Origin of the sequence: Salmonella sp. NW722, assembly GCF_051702785.1 — a bacterium.
In the GTDB taxonomy this organism is placed as follows: Bacteria; Pseudomonadota; Gammaproteobacteria; order Enterobacterales; family Enterobacteriaceae; genus Salmonella; species Salmonella enterica.
In genome coordinates this window covers 234,889-254,981 of record NZ_JAMMIN010000003.1, presented here as the reverse complement: position 1 = coordinate 254,981, position 20,093 = coordinate 234,889, and the positions used below count along the sequence as shown (strand labels likewise).

At 53.5% G+C, this 20,093-nt stretch carries 17 protein-coding genes; 8 read left to right on the top strand and 9 right to left on the bottom strand.

Annotation, left to right across the window (positions count from 1 at the left end):
- Positions 1-6: 6 nt before the first annotated feature.
- The 3 genes from NA330_RS08895 to rpsT form a co-directional block, all read right to left on the bottom strand.
- Positions 7-2,046 (bottom strand): glycoside hydrolase family 31 protein, encoded by a 2,040-nt coding sequence (locus tag NA330_RS08895; protein ID WP_023242370.1) that lies wholly within the window; start codon positions 2,044-2,046, stop codon positions 7-9.
- A gap of 39 nt (positions 2,047-2,085) precedes the next feature.
- Complete coding sequence (locus NA330_RS08890; RefSeq protein ID WP_000099989.1) at positions 2,086-3,459, bottom strand: MFS transporter; 1,374 nt, start codon at positions 3,457-3,459, stop codon at positions 2,086-2,088.
- Between the two features lie 455 nt (positions 3,460-3,914).
- Entirely contained in the window at positions 3,915-4,178 is a 264-nt protein-coding gene (rpsT, locus tag NA330_RS08885; RefSeq protein ID WP_001518655.1) for a 30S ribosomal protein S20, read from the bottom strand.
- 105 nt (positions 4,179-4,283) lie between these two features.
- On the opposite strand from rpsT, the gene NA330_RS08880 reads away from it, so the two are divergent.
- From NA330_RS08880 to rihC, 8 genes are all read left to right on the top strand, one after another.
- Positions 4,284-4,499 carry a DUF2575 family protein gene (locus NA330_RS08880; RefSeq protein WP_001726890.1) on the top strand — a complete coding sequence of 72 codons (216 nt, stop codon included), beginning with the start codon at positions 4,284-4,286 and terminating at the stop codon, positions 4,497-4,499.
- Positions 4,500-4,506: 7 nt separating this feature from the next.
- A complete protein-coding gene (ribF, locus tag NA330_RS08875) occupies positions 4,507-5,445 on the top strand; it encodes a bifunctional riboflavin kinase/FAD synthetase (RefSeq protein WP_000767311.1) in 939 nt (312 codons plus the stop codon).
- A gap of 44 nt (positions 5,446-5,489) precedes the next feature.
- Positions 5,490-8,324 (top strand): isoleucine--tRNA ligase, encoded by a 2,835-nt coding sequence (ileS, locus tag NA330_RS08870; protein ID WP_052894898.1) that lies wholly within the window; start codon positions 5,490-5,492, stop codon positions 8,322-8,324.
- Positions 8,324-8,824, top strand: a complete 501-nt coding sequence (lspA, locus tag NA330_RS08865; protein ID WP_000042739.1) for a signal peptidase II — start codon at positions 8,324-8,326, stop codon at positions 8,822-8,824. Before ileS ends, lspA begins: the two co-directional genes overlap by 1 nt.
- Positions 8,825-8,978: 154 nt before the next feature.
- The gene (gene fkpB, locus NA330_RS08860) at positions 8,979-9,428 is read left to right on the top strand and encodes an FKBP-type peptidyl-prolyl cis-trans isomerase (RefSeq protein ID WP_000047269.1); all 450 of its coding nucleotides are present in this window, start codon (positions 8,979-8,981) and stop codon (positions 9,426-9,428) included.
- Between the two features lie 2 nt (positions 9,429-9,430).
- Positions 9,431-10,381 (top strand): 4-hydroxy-3-methylbut-2-enyl diphosphate reductase, encoded by a 951-nt coding sequence (gene ispH, locus NA330_RS08855; protein ID WP_001166428.1) that lies wholly within the window; start codon positions 9,431-9,433, stop codon positions 10,379-10,381.
- Positions 10,382-10,580: 199 nt separating this feature from the next.
- Complete coding sequence (locus NA330_RS08850; protein WP_023242368.1) at positions 10,581-11,783, top strand: XAC2610-related protein; 1,203 nt, start codon at positions 10,581-10,583, stop codon at positions 11,781-11,783.
- A 15-nt stretch (positions 11,784-11,798) separates the two neighbouring features.
- The gene (rihC, locus tag NA330_RS08845; RefSeq protein ID WP_023242367.1) at positions 11,799-12,719 is read left to right on the top strand and encodes a ribonucleoside hydrolase RihC; all 921 of its coding nucleotides are present in this window, start codon (positions 11,799-11,801) and stop codon (positions 12,717-12,719) included.
- 21 nt (positions 12,720-12,740) lie between these two features.
- Here rihC and citB read toward each other — a convergent pair whose 3' ends face one another.
- From citB to citS, 6 genes are all read right to left on the bottom strand, one after another.
- Positions 12,741-13,427, bottom strand: a complete 687-nt coding sequence (gene citB, locus NA330_RS08840) for a citrate response regulator transcription factor CitB (RefSeq protein WP_001647576.1) — start codon at positions 13,425-13,427, stop codon at positions 12,741-12,743.
- 1 nt (position 13,428) lies between these two features.
- A complete protein-coding gene (citA, locus tag NA330_RS08835) occupies positions 13,429-15,048 on the bottom strand; it encodes a citrate sensor histidine kinase CitA (RefSeq protein WP_023166950.1) in 1,620 nt (539 codons plus the stop codon).
- Between the two features lie 134 nt (positions 15,049-15,182).
- On the bottom strand, positions 15,183-16,484 hold the full coding sequence (locus tag NA330_RS08830; protein ID WP_023202944.1) for an oxalacetate decarboxylase subunit beta: 1,302 nt from the start codon (positions 16,482-16,484) through the stop codon (positions 15,183-15,185).
- 12 nt (positions 16,485-16,496) lie between these two features.
- Positions 16,497-18,266, bottom strand: a complete 1,770-nt coding sequence (oadA, locus tag NA330_RS08825; protein WP_075995149.1) for a sodium-extruding oxaloacetate decarboxylase subunit alpha — start codon at positions 18,264-18,266, stop codon at positions 16,497-16,499.
- Between the two features lie 15 nt (positions 18,267-18,281).
- Entirely contained in the window at positions 18,282-18,521 is a 240-nt protein-coding gene (locus NA330_RS08820; RefSeq protein WP_001001155.1) for an oxaloacetate decarboxylase subunit gamma, read from the bottom strand.
- A 158-nt stretch (positions 18,522-18,679) separates the two neighbouring features.
- A complete protein-coding gene (gene citS, locus NA330_RS08815) occupies positions 18,680-20,020 on the bottom strand; it encodes a citrate/sodium symporter CitS (protein ID WP_000183602.1) in 1,341 nt (446 codons plus the stop codon).
- Between the last annotated feature and the right edge of the window lie 73 nt (positions 20,021-20,093).

Sequence of the window (20,093 nt, the reverse complement as noted above, 5' to 3'; positions counted from 1 at the left end):
ATCATTCTACAAGTTCAGCAGGCTACGGTACTGCCCACCTTCGCGGATAAACACCGGAATTCTGTTCAGTGGCGTAGCGTACTGCAGCATCTGCCCTCCTGAATAGCTTTCACCGGTCGCAAGATCCGTCCATGTTTCCCCTTCTGGTAGCCAGACATCACGTTCGCGCATACCTTCATGCATGACGGGGGCGATCAGCAGGTCAGGACCAAAACAATACTGGTCGGTGATTGCCCAACTTGTTTCCTGTTCGGGGAATTCAAAGAACAGGGGGCGCATCACTGGCGTATTGTGCTTATGGGTTTCCTCCATCAGCGCTTTGATATAGGGCTTGAGTTTTTCTCGCAACGCCAGGCAACCTGTCAGTACCTCGCATACTTCCTCACCGTAGCTCCAGACCTCGTTCGGCGCACCTGTAGGGCACTGGGCGATACCATCCCGGTATGGTTGTGCGGGTAAAATCTGCGGATCGCGGTTGCCGTGCAGACGCATCACCGGGCTAAAGACGCCCCACTGGAACCAGCGAATCAGCAATTCATGGAATTTCGGGTCGTGAATATTACCGCCATGGAAACCGCCGATATCCGTCGTCCACCACGGTATCCCCGCGATTCCCATATTGAGTCCGGCGGCAAACTGGTTGCGTAGCGATCTAAACGAGGAGTGAATATCACCTGACCAGACCAGTGCGCCGAACTTCTGACTGCCGGCCCAGGCGCAGCGTAGCAGGTTGATAACCTGGTCTTCGCCATCGGCTTTCATGCCGTCAAAAAAGGTTTTAGCGTACATACGTGGGTAGATATTGCCCACTTCCAGTACCGGCCCGGCATGGTAGCGATAGTTGTCGTAGTCGTAAACGCTGAACTCAGGTTCGGCTTCATCTAACCAGAATAACTTCACGCCTTTATCGTAATAGTTGCGTTTGGCTTTGCCCCAGACGTAGTCGCGCGCGCCCGGATGAGTCGCATCAAAGTAAGTGGTATTGCCGAGGAAATCCATATTGATCGGCAAGCCACGTTCCGTTTGTACCAGCCAGCCGTTTTCGCGCATTTCCCGATAGCTTTCGGTACGGTTATCCACCGTCGGCCAGACGGAGACCATCAGTTCAATTCCCAGCGATTTCAGCTCGGCAATCATGGCATCAGGATCGGGCCAGTCGCGCGCATCGAACATCCAGTCACCCTGATTCGGCCAGTGAAAGAAGTCGATTACGATCACTGAGATAGGCAGATTGCGGCGCTTATATTCGCGGGCGACCTCCAGCAGCTCTTCCTGTGTACGATAACGGAGTTTGCACTGCCAGAAGCCCATGGCGTAGTCCGGCATCATCGGCGGCGTGCCGGTAGCCAGCGCGTAAGCCCGGCTAATTTCTGCCGGGGTATCGCCAGCCGTGATCCAGTAGTCTAACTGTTCGCTGACCTGCGCTTCCCATTCGGTAACGTTTTGGGCAAAGGTTACGCGTCCGACTGCCGGGTTGTTCCATAAAAATCCGTAGCCCAGACTGGAGAGCATAAACGGTACTGAGGCCTGGGAGTTACGTTGCGCCAGCTCAAGCACGCATCCTTTGAGATCCAGGTTGGCCTGTTGATACTGCCCCATACCATAAATTTTTTCCCCTTCGGTGGCTTCGAAGCGGGCTTTCAGTGAATATTTCCCACCCTGAATAGGGCGGAACTCGCGTCCCTCAAGGTTGAGTGCGCTGACGTACTGGCCGTGAGATGATTCATCCTCGCCAATTTCGCCCCGCAGGCGCCAGAACTCCTGCAACAGGGGTTTGTGTGGATGGCGGTAAAAGGTAACCTGTCCTTTTTGATTGACGATAGCGATAATTTTGCCGTTGGTCAGCGTTGCCTGGTGGTGCTCATAATCAATGTGGCACTGGCTTTCTGCGACTGGCTCAGTCAATGCCCAGTCTTCATTTCTCATTACCGGCAGATGACGGCCGCTGCGTACGCGCAGGCTGTTCTCGCCCCAGGGTTCAATCCATAAATAGCGATCGTTTTGCTGCCAGACCAGACGACGCGGGTCTTGTTGCATAAATGGCATGGTGGTGCCTCCCATATTCGAGGGTGAAGGTAAAGAACGTTATGAGTTGACGGTTTCCAGATCGTGGCGAATCTTCTCTTCCATCGCTTCGTATTTGCGAAAGAAAAGTAGTGGGATCGCTGCGAGCGCGAAGAGTAGGGCGGGTGCCCAGATAAAGGCCCAGATAATGCCCTCCAGACCCGCAGCACTCTGGGCATGGTTGGGGACATAGCCAAAACTGTTCATGATCCAGGCGGCGAAAGCGGTGCCGAGGCCACTACCCATCTTGATGCAGAAGGTGCTGCCGAAGGCGATAAGAATGCCGGTAGCCTTAATACCGGTCTTCCAGGCGCCGAAATCGACGGCGAAGCCCAGCATGGCAAACGGCATTGAGCAGGCGATACCGCTGCCGATATTGCCGAGTATCCAGGCGGCGATGAGGAAAGTAATATTGTCCGCTGCCAGCCACATCATGACGCCGCCAAACGTGGCGACCAACAGACCGCCTACCCATATCCAGGTTTTAGCCAGGTATTTGCTAAAGAAGGGGATAGCGATGATAAACAGGATCTGAATCGTCGCCAGACTGTTAATCAGCGGTACCAGATCTTTACGGTCGAGGTTGTAGGTCAGATAATAGACAATGGTCGTGTTGCGCTGCTGTAGGGCAATCCAGAAGATCAGATTAGCCAGCACCATCAGGATCCACGGCCAGTTACCTTTCATCGCCGCGAAACTTTTTTTCATCGGCAACTTAGGTTCATGCTGTATTTTATCCGTATCCATTTCACGAATGTTTTTAAACGCAAAGAGCGTTAGCGCGCAGGATATAATGGCAAACGTAATTGCCGTATAAATAAAACCAGCGTGATCATCACCGTTACCTAAAAAAGCGACTAACGGCAAGGCGGTCGCGTTCATTAATAAAACCCCAATTTGTCCACCGGTCATTCGCCAGGAATTTAAAACCAGTCTTTCCTTGGGAGATAAGGTCATCAGGGGTAATATTGCACTGAGTGGTGTATTAAGTCCGGTAAATAGAATGCTGGCAATCATATAAGATATTGCTGCATAGATGGCTTTTCCTGTCATACTGATATCAGGAGACCAAAATGACAGCGCGCTGAATACCGCAAAAGGCAGCGGTAACCATAAAAACCAGGGACGACATTTACCGTAGCGTGAACGTGTTTTATCGATGATGATCCCCCATATGGGGGCGTCTATGCCATCGATAATACGCGCCAGCAGCAGGATAACGCCTGCTACGGCAAGGCTAATGCCCGCAACGTCTGTGTAGAAATATAAAATGTACGTTGAACCGAAGCAGTACAGCAGATTACCCGCCACATCCAAAGAGCCGTAGCTAATACGCTGTAGTAAAGACAATGATGCTGACCCGGAAGGCTGGGTATCCTCAATGACAGAACTCATAATGATAACTCCGATATTGGTACGATACGCCCAGAAAAACAACCTCTACTTTCTAAGCAAGTTTTGAATATTATTTTTATGTCGTTTTTGAATTTAACCTCAGATTAAAATGAGTAAGTAAGGTGTACATGAAAAGTAGTTAACCCGACGGCATCAATCAATTATTAAATCTTACATCAGGATTGCGTTTATTAGTTTTTGAATGAGCGATGTTTTTATTTGCTAAGGTGGTCACAGTTTTTTCAGTAATGAAATAAGAAAAGGAAAACAGTGAAAGAAAATAACTTTCAAGTATTACGTGACTAAGGGAGGGGTAGCTGAAAAAATAGGCTGGTCAGGAAGAGCGTGAACGAGTGAGGTCAGAGCCAGCGGTTGTCGAGCAAAACGGCAGATAGCAGGCATAAAAAAACCCGCTTTACGCGGGTTTTTCTACAAAGCTGATAACAAGCAGGCGATTAAGCCAGTTTGTTGATCTGTGCAGTCAGGTTAGCTTTATGACGTGCAGCTTTGTTTTTGTGGATCAGACCTTTAGCAGCCTGACGGTCCACGATCGGTTGCATTTCGTTAAATGCTTTCAGTGCAGCAGCTTTGTCGCCAGCTTCGATAGCTGCGTATACTTTCTTGATGAAAGTACGCATCATAGAGCGACGGCTTGCGTTGTGCTTACGAGCCTTTTCAGACTGAACGGCGCGCTTCTTAGCTGATTTGATATTAGCCAAGGTCCAACTCCCAAATGTGTTCTATATGGACAATTCAAAGGCCGAGGAATATGCCCTTTTAGCCTTCTTTTGTCAATGGATTTGTGCAAATAAGCGCCGTTTAAATTGCAGCACTCGTTGCGTAGTGATGGCGCAGGATTCTACCAGCTTGCGTGCTGTGAATACAGCCTTTCCATGAGAAAAATTGCATTAAGCGGCGGGTTTTGGGGCGGAGTTTGCCGCATGGCGATGAAAAGCATCTTCTTTATGTTTCATCAGGGCAATAGTCGGTTAACCTTGACCGCTGTACAAGGTATACTCTTGCGATTTTCACTGTTTTGAGTCAGACATGAAGCTGATACGCGGCATACATAATCTCAGTCAGGCCCCGCATGGGTGTGTGCTGACCATTGGTAATTTCGACGGCGTACATCGGGGGCATCGCGCTCTACTGCAGGGTTTGCAGGAAGAAGGACGCAGACGCGGTCTGCCGGTGGTGGTCATGATTTTCGAACCGCAGCCGCTGGAGCTGTTCGCGACGGATAAAGCGCCCGCTCGCCTGACGCGCCTGCGTGAAAAACTGCATTACCTTGCGCAGTGCGGCGTGGACTATGTGCTGTGCGTGAAATTCGATCGCCGCTTTGCCGCTTTGACGGCGCAAACGTTTATCAGCGAACTGCTGGTGGAGCGACTTGGCGTGCAATTTCTTGCCGTCGGCGATGATTTCCGCTTTGGTGCTAGCCGCGCGGGCGATTTCTTGTTATTACAGAAGGCGGGGGCGGAGTATGGTTTTGCGGTTTCCAGCACCCAAACCTTTTGTGAAGGCGGCGTGCGTATCAGTAGTACCGCAGTGAGACAGGCGCTGGCGGAGGATAACCTGGCGCTTGCCGAAAGCCTGCTGGGACATCCCTTTACTATTTCCGGGCGTGTCGTTCATGGCGACGAGCTGGGACGTACCATTGGCTTCCCGACGGCGAACTTACCGCTGCGCCGTCAGGTCTCCCCGGTCAAAGGGGTCTATGCGGTGGAAGTCACCGGGCTTGGCGATAAGCCGTTACCCGGCGTAGCGAACATTGGCACTCGTCCAACGGTGGCTGGCGTGCGTCAACAACTGGAAGTGCATCTGTTGGATGTTGTAATGGACCTCTACGGTCGCCATATAGATGTAATACTGCGTAAAAAGATACGTAATGAGCAGCGATTTGCGTCGCTTGATGAGCTAAAAGCGCAAATCGCACGCGATGAGTTAACGGCCCGCAAGTTTTTTGGGCTAGCCGGGCAGGTGTAACCCTGACGGTGTTTATCAAACCGAAATACGGAACCGAGAATCTGATGAGTGACTATAAATCGACCCTGAATTTGCCGGAAACAGGGTTCCCGATGCGCGGCGACCTCGCCAAGCGTGAACCGGGAATGCTGGCGCGTTGGACCGATGATGATCTGTACGGCATCATTCGTGCGGCCAAAAAAGGCAAAAAAACCTTCATTCTGCATGATGGCCCTCCATATGCGAATGGCAGCATTCATATTGGTCACTCAGTTAACAAGATTCTGAAAGACATTATCGTGAAGTCCAAAGGACTGTCGGGATTTGACTCGCCTTACGTGCCGGGCTGGGACTGTCACGGTCTGCCTATCGAGCTGAAAGTCGAGCAGGAGTTCGGTAAGCCGGGCGAGAAATTCACTGCCGCTGAATTCCGCGCCAAGTGCCGCGAATATGCCGCTACGCAGGTTGATGGCCAGCGTAAAGACTTCATTCGTCTGGGCGTGTTGGGCGACTGGTCGCATCCGTACCTGACCATGGACTTCAAAACCGAAGCCAACATCATCCGCGCGCTGGGCAGAATTATCAAAAACGGTCATCTGCACAAAGGCGCTAAGCCGGTGCACTGGTGCGTTGACTGCCGTTCCGCGCTGGCGGAAGCGGAAGTTGAATATTACGACAAAACGTCACCGTCTATCGACGTGGCGTTCCGCGCCGTCGATCAGGATGCGGTGAAAGCGAAGTTTGGTCTGCCGGGCGTGAGCGGCCCTGTGTCGCTGGTTATCTGGACCACCACGCCGTGGACTCTGCCGGCTAACCGCGCCATCTCCCTGGCGCCGGACTTTGATTATGCGCTGGTGCAGATTGACGGCCAGGCGGTGATTCTGGCGAAAGATCTGGTTGAAAGCGTCATGCAGCGTATTGGCGCGGCTGAATACACCATTCTCGGCACCGTTAAAGGCGCGGAGCTGGAACTGCTGCGCTTTACCCATCCGTTTATGGGCTTTGACGTGCCGGCGATCCTCGGCGATCACGTCACCCTGGACGCCGGTACCGGCGCGGTACATACCGCCCCTGGTCACGGCCCGGATGACTACGTGATCGGCCAAAAGTATGGCCTGGAAACCGCTAACCCGGTTGGCCCGGACGGCGCTTACCTGCCAGGCACATATCCAACGCTTGACGGTGTTAACGTCTTCAAAGCGAACGATATCGTTATTGAACTGCTGAAAGAAAAAGGCGCGCTACTGCATGTCGAAAAAATGCAGCACAGCTATCCGTGCTGTTGGCGTCACAAAACGCCGATCATTTTCCGCGCGACCCCGCAGTGGTTCGTCAGCATGGATAAAGAAGGGCTTCGTCAACAGTCGCTGAAAGAGATCAAAGGCGTTCAGTGGATCCCGGACTGGGGTCAGGCGCGTATTGAATCAATGGTCGCTAATCGTCCTGACTGGTGTATCTCACGTCAGCGTACCTGGGGCGTACCGATGTCGCTGTTCGTGCATAAAGAAACGCAGGAGCTGCTGCCGATTGAGCGTACTCTGGCGGCGATGGAAGAGGTGGCGAAACGCGTCGAAGTTGACGGTATCCAGGCGTGGTGGGATCTCGACCCGAAAGAGATCCTCGGCGAAGATGCCGATCAATACGAGAAAGTTCCGGATACGTTGGACGTTTGGTTTGATTCCGGTTCCACCAGTTACTCCGTGGTTGACGCACGTCCGGAATTCGCCGGTCACGCTGCCGATATGTATCTGGAAGGCTCTGACCAGCATCGCGGCTGGTTTATGTCCTCCCTGATGATTAGCGTGGCGATGAAAGGCAAAGCGCCATACCGCCAGGTACTGACTCACGGCTTCACCGTCGATGGTCAGGGGCGCAAGATGTCCAAGTCTATCGGTAACACCGTGTCGCCGCAGGATGTGATGAATAAACTGGGCGCGGATATCCTGCGTCTGTGGGTGGCGTCTACTGACTATACCGGCGAAATGGCGGTCTCTGACGAGATCCTCAAACGTGCTGCCGACAGCTATCGCCGTATCCGTAATACCGCGCGCTTCCTGCTGGCGAACCTCAATGGCTTCAATCCGGCCACCGATATGGTCAAACCGGAAGAGATGGTGGTGCTGGACCGGTGGGCGGTGGGCTGCGCGAAAACTGCGCAGCAAGAGATTCTGAAGGCATACGAAGCTTACGACTTCCATGAAGTGGTACAGCGCCTGATGCGCTTCTGCTCCGTTGAAATGGGCTCGTTCTACCTCGACATCATCAAAGACCGCCAGTACACCGCGAAGGCCGATAGCGTCGCGCGTCGTAGCTGCCAGACTGCGCTGTATCATATCGCAGAGGCGCTGGTTCGCTGGATGGCGCCGATCATGTCCTTCACGGCTGATGAAATCTGGGGCTACCTGCCGGGCGAGCGTGAAAAATATGTCTTCACCGGCGAATGGTACGACGGGTTGTTTGGCCTGGAAGAGAATGAAGAATTTAATGACGCATTCTGGGACGATGTCCGCTATATCAAGGACCAGGTCAACAAAGAGTTGGAAAATCAGAAAGCCAATGGCATCAAATCGAACCTGGAAGCAAAAGTGACGCTGAAATATGCTGACGATGCTAACGGTACGATCAAGAAGCTGAAACTGTTGGGCGAAGAGGTCAGATTTATCTTCATTACTTCCCAGTTCGTGATTTCTGAGCACGCGGGGGGTATTGATGATGAAAATATTCAGTACAATGCTGGTAATACGACAGTTCAGGCAGTGGTAACGCGTGCCGAGGGTGATAAGTGTCCGCGCTGCTGGCACTACACTACTGATGTCGGCAAGGTGGCGGAACATGCAGATATCTGCGGACGCTGTGTCAGCAACATCGCCGGTAATGGCGAACAACGTAAATTTGCCTGATGAGTAAACCACTCTGTTCAACAGGACTACGCTGGCTATGGCTGGTAGTAGTCGTGCTGATTATCGATTTGGGCAGCAAATACCTGATCCTCCAGAATTTCGCGCTGGGGGATACGGTAGGGCTGTTTCCGTCGCTTAATCTGCATTATGCGCGTAACTACGGCGCGGCTTTTAGCTTCCTGGCGGATAGCGGCGGCTGGCAGCGCTGGTTCTTTGCCGGGATTGCGATAGGGATCTGCGTAATTCTTTTGGTGATGATGTATCGCTCGAAAGCGACGCAGAAGCTGAATAACATCGCTTATGCGTTAATCATCGGCGGCGCGCTGGGTAACCTGTTCGACCGCCTGTGGCACGGCTTTGTTGTCGATATGATCGATTTTTACGTCGGCAACTGGCATTTCGCGACGTTCAACCTTGCCGATAGCGCGATCTGTATCGGCGCGGCGCTGATTGTACTGGAAGGCTTTTTGCCGAAGCCGACAGCGAAAGAACAGGCATAAGCGTAAATACCGGGTGGCGCTTATCCGGTTTTGTAGGCCTGATAAGCGCAGCGCCATCAGGCAAACGTGGTGCCGGATGGCGGTGAAAACGCCTTATCCGGCCTACGGTTTTATCGTTCTTTATGCCTCCGGGCAAAACACGTGAGCAATTTGCATGTCTAAATCCGTACAGAGCAACAGCGCGATCCTCGTTCACTTCACCCTGAAACTGGATGATGGCTCAACGGCGGAATCTACCCGCAATAACGGCAAGCCAGCCCTGTTCCGTCTTGGCGATACCTCGCTTTCCGAAGGTCTGGAGCAGCAGCTTCTGGGGTTGAAAGAAGGGGAAAAGAAAGCGTTTTCGCTGGAGCCTGACGCCGCGTTTGGCGTCCCCAGTCCGGACTTGATCCAGTATTTCTCGCGCCGTGAGTTTATGGCGGCGGGCGAACCGGAAGTCGGGGCGATTATGCTTTTTACCGCAATGGATGGCAGCGAAATGCCTGGCGTGATTCGCGAAATCAACGGCGACTCGATTACCGTTGATTTTAACCATCCGCTGGCCGGGCATACCGTTCACTTTGATATTGAAGTGCTGGAAATCGATCCGGCGCTGGAGGCATAAACATGCAGATCCTGTTGGCCAACCCACGCGGTTTTTGCGCCGGGGTAGACCGCGCTATCAGCATTGTTGAAAATGCGCTCGCTATTTACGGCGCGCCAATTTACGTTCGGCACGAAGTCGTGCATAACCGCTATGTAGTGGACAGCCTGCGCCAGCGCGGGGCAATCTTTATAGAGCAAATTAGCGAAGTGCCGGATGGCGCCATTCTGATTTTCTCCGCTCATGGGGTTTCCCAGGCGGTGCGTAACGAGGCGAAAAGCCGCGATCTTACCGTTTTTGACGCCACCTGCCCGCTGGTGACGAAAGTCCATATGGAAGTGGCGCGCGCCAGCCGTCGCGGTGAGGAATCTATTCTCATCGGCCACGCCGGGCACCCGGAAGTGGAAGGCACCATGGGTCAGTACAGCAACCCGGAAGGGGGGATGTACCTGGTTGAGTCGCCAGAGGACGTCTGGACGCTGAATGTCAAAAATGAAGGCAAGCTCTCCTTCATGACGCAAACCACGCTTTCCGTGGACGATACGTCCGATGTGATTGATGCGCTGCGTAAACGCTTTCCGAAAATCGTCGGCCCGCGCAAAGACGATATTTGCTATGCCACTACTAATCGTCAGGAAGCGGTGCGGGCGCTGGCGGAGCAGGCTGACGTGGTGCTGGTGGTCGGCTCGAAAAACTCTTCTAACTCTAACCGATTGGCGGAACTGGCCCAACGGATGGGAAGAACCGCGTTTCTTATCGACGATGCGGCGGATATCCAGGAGGCGTGGGTGAAAGAAGCCGCCTGCGTCGGCGTCACCGCAGGCGCTTCCGCGCCGGATATTCTGGTGCAGAATGTTATTGCGCGTCTGCGCGAGTTTGGCGGCGGTGAAGCCGTCACGCTTGAGGGGCGCGAAGAAAATATTGTTTTTGAAGTGCCGAAAGAGCTGCGTGTGGATGTTCGTGAGGTCGAATAAGATTTCACAATTCAGAAATCTGCCCGATGACGCTACGTTGACCAGATCTTAAGAATTTCTTTTGATATTCAATGTGCGACAGGAAGAATAAGGCGTAGTCGTCATCCGGTGCTAATGCCCCACCTTTTTGCTATTCATCTGAAAAACCAGCACAATCGTTGCTGGTTTTTGGGTTGTAATACCTACAGGGATAAGGGAAATGGGCAAAATAAAATATGGATTGCCAACGTTACTCGCCATCGGCTTTTGGATGGACGCGGCAAGCGCCACGGTGCTGGAGCTACCCGCCTGGGAGCGAAACTATACCGGGACTATCGCGGGGAAACCGGTAAACGTTAATATCACGCGATTTGGTAACTCTCTTAATGGATATTACTGCTATGAACCTTGCAATCAGCACAAGGCAGTGATTGTTCTACGCGGCTCACTCCAGGATAAAGAGGTGCATCTTGAAGAACGCGTGAAGGCGCTTTCGGGTTACTGGAATGCGGAAATCTCCAGTAGTGAGATTAAAGGCGAATGGACGTCCGCAGATAAAAAACGACATTTTCCTGTTGCCCTTATCTACCTCAAACCTAAAAACTCCCCTGATATTGTGCTGGTCACGAACACGAATGATGCAGGGGGTTACGACCCTTCCAAAGAGATTGATTGCGGCAATATGCCGGCCATTTCGGCGATAAAATTATACCGTGATGGTAAACTCATACAGACCTTAGATACCGCCTCGGTGGGCACTTGTAGCCCGTTTATGCCTCAATGGGGGGATGTCAATTTTGATGGCTACCCGGATCTGTCGATTGTAACAGAGTTACTTGCTGGGCCGGATGCTCCAGTACAAACATGGCTCTATGACCCCGCCAAACAGCGTTATGTTGATGCGCCAGCGTCTTATCAGGAAATCACTTCACCAGAGATCGATGCTGAACATAAACAGATTGTCAGCTATTGGCGCGGCGGTTGCTGCAGCCATGGCGTCAATGTGTATCGCTGGAAAGGAAAAACGATTGAACTGATCGATCGCGGTGAAAGCTACTTTCAGCCTGTGATAAGTAAAGGCAAAATGTATAACTGCTACATGACACCTTCCTACGCTGATGGGCGTATTATTTATCCGCTAGTACGTAAAAATGGTCATTTGACGCCGCCTCTTAGCCTTGATGGGACGTGTCAACCTTTTTGGCTAATCGGTAATGTTCGTACCGTGATTCAGGCAGAAAAACCCGGCGCTGAGCCCGAATCGCTTGAGATTCAGTGGCAGGAAAACAAAGCATCGCCAGGGCGTTTTTGCCCATTAGTTCCGTTTATCGAAGGTGATAAGCTAAGTCCGCGTCTGGTGACGGATGACGATGTGCCTGATACCTGTATCAGTCGCGCTGAGTATGAAGATATAAAACAATAGGTCAGGAGAGCGTTAATGACAGCATCCCTACACATTATTCTTGATACCGATCCGGGCATTGATGACGCGGCTGCGATTGCCGCTGCGCTGTTCGCCCCCGAGCTTGATCTGCAACTAATAACCACCGTTGCCGGCAACGTTTCGGTCGAAAAAACCACCCGTAATGCGTTGCAGCTTCTGCATTTCTGGAACAGCGATATCCCACTTGCCCAGGGGGCCGCGACGCCGCTGCTGCGTCCGTTACGCGATGCGGCATACGTCCACGGCGAGTCCGGCATGGAAGGCTATGATTTTGTCGACCATCAGCGCCAACCGTTGGCGAAGCCTGCGTTTATCGCTATCCGGGATGTGCTGATGAACGCCCCGGAGCCCATGACATTAGTGGCGATTGGGCCATTGACCAATATTGCGTTGCTACTGATGCACTATCCGGAGTGTGCGTGTAACATTCGCCGTCTGGTGTTGATGGGCGGTTCCGCAGGGCGCGGCAATTTTACGCCTAATGCTGAATTTAACATTGCTGTCGATCCGGAGGCCGCGGCGCTGGTGTTCCGCAGCGGTCTGGAGATTGTGATGTGTGGGCTGGACGTTACAAATCAGGCAATGCTCTCGCCAGATTTTCTGAATAAACTGCCCGCGCTGAATCGCACCGGTAAGATGTTGCACAGCCTGTTCAACCATTATCGCAGCGGTAGTATGCGCACTGGCGTCCGGATGCACGATCTCTGCGCTATCGCCTGGCTGGTGCGTCCGGAGCTTTTTACCCTGCAATCCTGTTTTGTGGCCGTAGAAACGCAGGGGGAATATACCGCAGGCACGACGGTCGTTGATATTGAAGGGCGTCTGGGGCAGCCCGCCAACGCGCAGGTGGCGCTGGCGCTGGATGTGGACGGTTTTCGTCAGTGGGTGGCTGAGGTGTTTGCCTGTGCGCCGTAATTACATGTTGGCGCCATAATCTCATACTTTGCCGCGATAGAGTCTCTCCGGCCTGCCCACTTTCCCGTAGCTGATCTCCGCTTCGAGAAAGTTATTTTTCACGCCTTGTTCCAGATAGCGTCGGGCAGTGGTTTTACTGCTGCCCAGAATTTGCGCCAGAGTGTCTGCTGTATGTACTGCCTGCGGGTCGGTGAATATTTGTCGTACCCGGTTGAAGGTGTTTTCATCAATTCCCCGCAGTCCGCTATTCGGTTCTGCGGTTTGTTCTTTGGCCTGGATATTAAATAAGGCATCAACGTGCGTCTGGTTTGCCTGCTCACTGGAACGTAACGAACTGCGGTAACGGGTGAACCGCTCCAGGGTATGCTGCAGGCGCTGATAATGTACCGGCTTAATCAGATAATCGAATACGCCCATGCGTAAGGCATCGCTGATGGTATCCATATGATTGTCGGCGGTAATGAAAATAATTCGCCCCGTGTAGTTGGCGCTGATGGTATGACGAATTAAATCGATCCCTTTGCCATCGGGTAAAAAATTATCCAATAGAATTAACTGTGGTTGATAGAGGCGTATTTGCTTCTTTGCACTTTCCAGTTTGTCTGCGATGCCGATGATTGAAAACTGGGGAAAAAGCTTGATGGTATCCACCAGGATTTCCGCTAGCATCGGTTCGTCTTCAACGATGAGTGTCGTAATGCTATCCATGTTATTCTTCTCTGGTAAAAGGGATATAGAGGGTAAAAATGGTGCCAAAAGGATTATTGTTATCGACGATAATGTCGCCATTGGCCTGCTTGACGTAGCTGTGCACCAACCATAATCCAATTCCGTGATCGCCGTTGTTGTGGGTGGTCACTCCACGCTCGAAAATATGCTGGCGGATATTTTCGTCAATACCACATCCCTGATCGGCAACTTCAATAATGACTTCATTACCTTCGCTATTGATCAGGCACTCAATCTGTCGCGAGCCTTCGCTATTGAGCAGGGTGGCGTTATAGGCGTTGTCCAATAAATTGCCAACAATCGAAATCCATTCATTATGCGAGAGCGATGACGGCAGGTGTTCAACAAAGCTTGAAGGATCGAAAATCAGCTCCAGCCCCAGCTCTTTTGCCCGATAATATTTACCGATTAATAGCCCCGCAAGGTGGTGGTCGCGGAAATTATGGGAAATAAAATCGAGTACTTTCTGGTGGCTTTCCGACTGCTGCTGAATCAGCGCCAGCGCATTATCGTAGCGCTTCAGGAACAGCAGTCCGGCAATGGTGGAAATAAGGTTGCGATGCTCATGCTGCACGGCGCGCAGGTTATCGGCGTATTGCCGTACCTGACTTAACTGCAGGCTGAGTGTATTGATATCGTCTTTGTTGCGAAAGCTAATAACCCAGCCCTGAGGCTGGTTGTCAATAATGACCGCCATGCGACTGGCGATGACTTTCATTTGGTTAAAGGTGACGATCTCATCTTTTTTGTTTTTTTGCGGCGCATCGTAAAAGAAGGCCTCCGGCAACACGATATGGTGGATTGCATAGCCAATGAGTTCAGACTCCGGTTGGCTCAGATTCAGTAAGCGGCGAGCCGTTTGGTTAATGGCGGTAATACGGTGATGGGAGTCAATGGCGATCAACCCTTCAAATACCGACTCAAACAACACGCTTTGCTGAATTAATAGTTGTGAAAGCTGCTGCGGCTCCATGTTAAGCATCTGCTTTTTAATATGCAGCGAGAAGCGGCGGGCGCAGTACAACAGCACCAGCAGCAGTAACGCCATCGGGAACAGCAACGAGCTGATTTGTAAGTTAAGCCAGCTATCCAACTGTTCCAGAGTATAGCCGACGGAAACAATACCAATGACTTTACCGGTACTGTCCTGAATCGGGGATTTACCACGTAGGGAAGAGCCTAATGAACCTTTGCGCACCGATACGTAGCTTTTAGCGTTATACAGCGCGTCGTCGCTATCGCCGCCCTCCATATATTTGCCGATCTCATCCGGGTTGACGTGATACAGTCGCTGACCTTTTTCGTTGCCAACGGTAATGTAAGTCGCATCCGAAAACGAGCGCATTGGGTCAATCAGCGCTTTGATGCGTGACAAATCATGCGCCTCTACGGCTTCAACTAATTCTGGCATAGCGGATATTTGCATTGCCTGAATAAGCGCACGTTGGCCCACCTGATAATGCAGGCGTTCTTTCGTGATATCGGTCAGATACCAGGTGATTGCCAGCATCACGATGGTGGATGTAAACAGGATCAGTAGAAATATCCGGTTTTGAAACGAGCGTCTGGCAAACCAGTGTGTAATTTCCCGTATAAACATATTGGTAGTTAGATATTTAATTACGGTATTTTCTTGCATTCGGCATCACCGGAACCTGAACCAGTTCATACTTACTTTTCTTTCAGAAAAAATTTGGATGAAAATGGGATACGACATGCGTATCCCATCCACTATTACATCGCCAGCACGTACTTGAGCATCACGCCCGCCGCAATGGCCGAGCCAATCACCCCGGCCACGTTCGGGCCCATCGCGTGCATCAGCAGGAAGTTCTGCGGGTCCGATTCCAGCCCCACTTTGTTCGATACGCGGGCCGCCATCGGCACCGCCGACACCCCCGCCGAACCGATAAGCGGGTTGATTTTGTTCTTACTGCACAGGTTCATCAGCTTCGCCATCAGCACCCCGGCCGCCGTCCCGATACCAAAGGCAATCACCCCCAGCAGCAGAATGCCCAGCGTCTGCGGCTGCAGGAACTTGTCCGCGACCAGCTTCGCGCCCACCGACAGCCCGAGGAAGATGGTGACGATATTAATCAGCCCGTTCTGTACCGTGTCGCTCAGACGCTCCACCACGCCGCTTTCACGCATCAGATTGCCAAAGCAGAACATCCCCAGCAGCGGCGCGGCGTCCGGCAGCAGCAGCGCCACCAGTAGTAACAGCACCACCGGAAAGAGGATTTTTTCCCGCTTACTCACCGTGCGCAGCTGCACCATGCGGATTTTCCGCTCCGTCTCCGTGGTCAGCGCCTTCATAATCGGCGGCTGGATTAACGGCACCAGCGCCATATACGAGTACGCCGCCACCGCGATGGCCCCCAGCAGCTCCGGCGCCAGTTTGCCCGACAGATAAATCGCCGTCGGGCCGTCCGCGCCGCCGATAATGCCGATGGCCGCCGCCTGCGGCAGGGTGAAGGCAATCAGGCCGAAGTAGTTCAGCGTCAGCGCCCCCAGTACGGTGGCGAAGATGCCGAACTGCGCCGCCGCCCCCAGCAGCAGGGTGCGCGGATTCGCCAGCAGCGGGCCGAAGTCGGTCATCGCGCCCACGCCCATAAAGATGACCAGCGGCGCGACGCCGGAGCCAATCGCCACTTTATAGAACAGCGCCAGCACCCCCGGCGTGTAGCCCATGTCCACCGCCAGGTTCTCCATCTGGCCCTGCACCGACGGCAGCGCCAGCGCTAATGCCTCTTTAATGGCGTGCACGTCCGGCGCGCAGTTAAGCTTCGCGGCAATCACCGCCAGTTGCCCGGCGTCGTGATGCGCCAGCAGGCTTTCCAGCGCGGTCAGCGCCATGCCCGCTTCCGGGATGTTGGAGAGCAGCCCGCCGAAGCCAATCGGCAGCAACAGTAACGGTTCGAACTTTTTCGCAATCGCCAGCCACAGCAGCAGCAGGCTGACCAGCAGCATGATGGCCTGGCCTGCGCCAAGGTGCATCAGCCCCATGCCCTGAAGCAGGGCGTTCAGACTTTCCATTTCAGTTCTCCGTTACGCCAGCGTCATCAGGGTGTCGCCCACGGAGACCGCGTCCCCGGACTTCACCGCGATACCGCGGACGGTGCCGGCCTGCGCGGCGCGGATTTCGGTTTCCATTTTCATGGCTTCCAGAATCAGCAGCACATCGCCTTCGGCCACCGTCTGGCCTTCAGCGGCAATCACCTTCCAGATGTTGCCCGCCAGCGGCGCGGTGACCGGTGTGCCTGCGCCCGCCGGGGTGGCAGCCTGAACCGGTGCGGAAGACGGGGTGGCAGCAGTGAGCTGGCTGATATCGCCGCCGTCGCTGACCTTCACCACAAAGGCTTTGCCTTCCACTTCCACGGTGTAGATACCGGAAGCGGCAGGCTTCTCTGCTTTTGCCACCGGCTGCGCGGCTTCCGCCTGCGGCAGTGGCTCAAACGCCGCCGGGTTGTGGCGGTTTTCGAGGAATTTGAGGCCGATTTGCGGGAACAGCGCCACGGTGAGCACGTCGTCGATGGCGTTTCCCGCCAGAGTGATGCCCTTCTCCTGCGCCTGGCGCCTGACGTCCGCTTCCAGTTCAGCCAGCTCCGGCTTCAGCAGGTCTGCCGGGCGGCAGGTCACCGGGGCAGCCCCTTCCAGCACGCGGGCCTGCAGTGCCGCGTTCACCGGCACCGGCGTGTGGCCGTATTCGCCCTTCAGTATCCCGGCGGTTTCCTTCGCGATGGTTTTGTAGCGCTCGCCGGTCAGGACGTTGAGCACCGCCTGGGTGCCGACAATCTGTGAGGTGGGGGTCACCAGCGGGATGAAGCCGAGGTCCTCGCGCACGCGGGGGATTTCCGCCAGCACCTGGTCGAGTTTGTCCGCCGCGTTCTGCTGCTTCAGCTGGCTTTCGAGGTTGGTCAGCATCCCGCCCGGCACCTGGGCCACCAGAATACGGCTGTCGTAGCCCTTCAGCTGGCCTTCAAAGGCGTGATACTTTTTGCGCACCTCGCGGAAGTACGCGGCGATGTTTTCCAGTTTCAGGATATCCAGCCCGGTGTCGTGCTCAGTACCTGCCAACGTCGCCACCAGCGCTTCGGTGGCCGGGTGGCCGTAGGTGGCGCTCATGGAGGAAATCGCCGTGTCCACGCCGTCAACGCCCGCCTCGATAGCCTTCAGCAGGGCCATCTCCGCCATCCCGGTGGTGGCATGGCAGTGCAGATGCAGGCGCACGTCGTAGCGTTTTTTGATTTCGCTGACCAGCTCATACGCCGCCATCGGTGTGAGAATGCCGGACATATCCTTGATGGCGATGGAATCGACGCCGGTTTCCAGCAGTTGCTCCGTTAAATCCAGCCAGGTCTGCAACGTGTGCGCCGGACTGGTGGTATAGCTCAGCGTACCCTGGGCATGTGCGCCGTGGCTGCGCACCGCCTGCAGTGCGGCTTTCATATTGCGCGGGTCGTTCATGGCATCGAAGACGCGGAACACGTCCATGCCGTTTTTCACCGCCCGCTCAACGAAGCGTTCCACCACATCATCGGCGTAGTGGCGGTAGCCGAGCAGGTTCTGGCCGCGCAGCAACATCTGCAGCGGGGTTTTGGGCATGGCTTTTTTGAGCTCGCGCAGGCGGACCCACGGGTCTTCGCCGAGGAAGCGGATACAGGCGTCAAAGGTGGCGCCGCCCCAGCACTCCAGCGACCCGTAGCCCACGTCGTCGAGCTGAGCGGCAATCGGCAGCATGTCATCAAGGCGCAGGCGGGTGGCGAACAGAGACTGGTGGGCGTCACGCAGGACGACGTCGGTAATGGCAATAGTCATGGATCCCTCCGGGAATTAAGCGTTAAGGCGGTGATGGTGAATGGCGGCGGCAATCACCGGCTTTAAGCGGGTGAAGTCGTCCACGACGGGAACGGCGCGCGGTGCGGGCGCGGCGACGGGTTCCGGGAAGAAGCGAGTAATCACGGCAGACATGCCGCGAATGGCAAAGATGAGCAGGAACAGAAAGCTCAGTACGAACCCCATCCCTAAAAACATCAGGGTGAAACCTTCACCCAGTAGTACAGCTTCATTCATGAATCATTTTCCATAATGAGAGGCACGACGGTGGCCTTGACGACAACCTTCCTGGTGAATCCGGCTAAGGAGTAGAGTGGATTTCCCTTGGCCACCTCTGGCTTTGGCCTCTACTTTTCTCCAGGTCGTTTGCGGCAAAGACACCGCCGTGCGTTTTTTTACACCATCATGCTGAACACGATGCTAGCGATAACCAGCACAATACCGCCGCCCAGACGAGAGGAAATTTGTGCATATGAAATGAGGTTCATACGGTTACAGGCGGAGAGCACTTCCAGATCGCCGGAGCCGCCGCGGTTGGCCATACAAAGACCCGCAGTAATGGATGATTCAATCGGGTAGAAGCCAATCAACCAGCCCCCGATAGCTGCGCCAACGACAGCGCCGACCACAATGATTGCGGCGATAACGACGTTCGCGAACGTCAGGGCATCGATGATCTCTTGCAGATCGGTGTAGCAAACACCCACACCTACCATCAACACCCACAGCAGTTGTTTGGAGAAGAAGTCAGAAAGACGTTTCGCCCCGGCTTTAATCTCCGGTGAGCAAAGACCTGATGCGTTCAGCGCAGCAACAATCAGGACCATCCAGGCGAAGTAGTGAATAGAGACGCCGCCGATGCTTGGCAGAATTTTTTTGGCAACGACATAGGCCAGCAGGAAGCAGGTGGTGGATAGCACCATGCCAACCGCCGTTTCACGATGGGTAATCTGACCGGCCTTTTCATCATCTTCGGTTTTGAAGGAAGCCTTACGAACCAATTCACCTTCACCGCTAAGCCAGGTGTATTTTTTGCCTATCATATCGAGGAGGGCGGCGAAAATAATGGCGAAGATATTCGCAATGGTCAGAATAGCAATAGCCGTTGAGTAATACTCTTCGCGAGAACGTCCGGTAACCGAGTGATAAATTTCAGACAGAGGCACGGCGCCCGCGCCGTTACCACCGCCCATAATCGGCAGAACGTACAGCATCATGATACGGTCGACCGGGATACCGAAGCACAGACCAATGACGATACCGAAAAGGGACGCGCCGACAATCCCGGCGAGGATAGTTGGGATATAGCCCAGCAGTGATTTTAATAGCAGCTTACGGTTTACCGACAGGATAGCGCCTGTGATCAACACTGCGATAAACAGGTTAAGGAAGTTGCTTTTATCCATTACGTTGCTGATCGCATCAATTTCTTTCTGCGTAAATATGCCAGCATAGACAAAATAAGCTGCAACCAGAAATATCATAACCGGTGCGCCGCCAATATATTTATTGAAGATCGGTAAACGTTTGCCGATTTCACCAAAAATGGCTCCCATCACAAACATAAGGGCAAAACCACCGACTAAGTCAGTCGGTATAGCGTTATAGAAATGAGACAGTAATAAAGTAATTAATGCAAAGGCATAAAGCGGTAGCGGCATACCAAAGATTTTGAATCTGAGTAAATCGCTGGCCCCCTTTTTCTCCGTCGCCGAAGCCTGGGTCATGTTGGTCATAAACATTTTCCTGTGTATTGATGGGTAACAAGACCCGCGCATACTAATAAATTCAATGAACCGTGAGATGTGA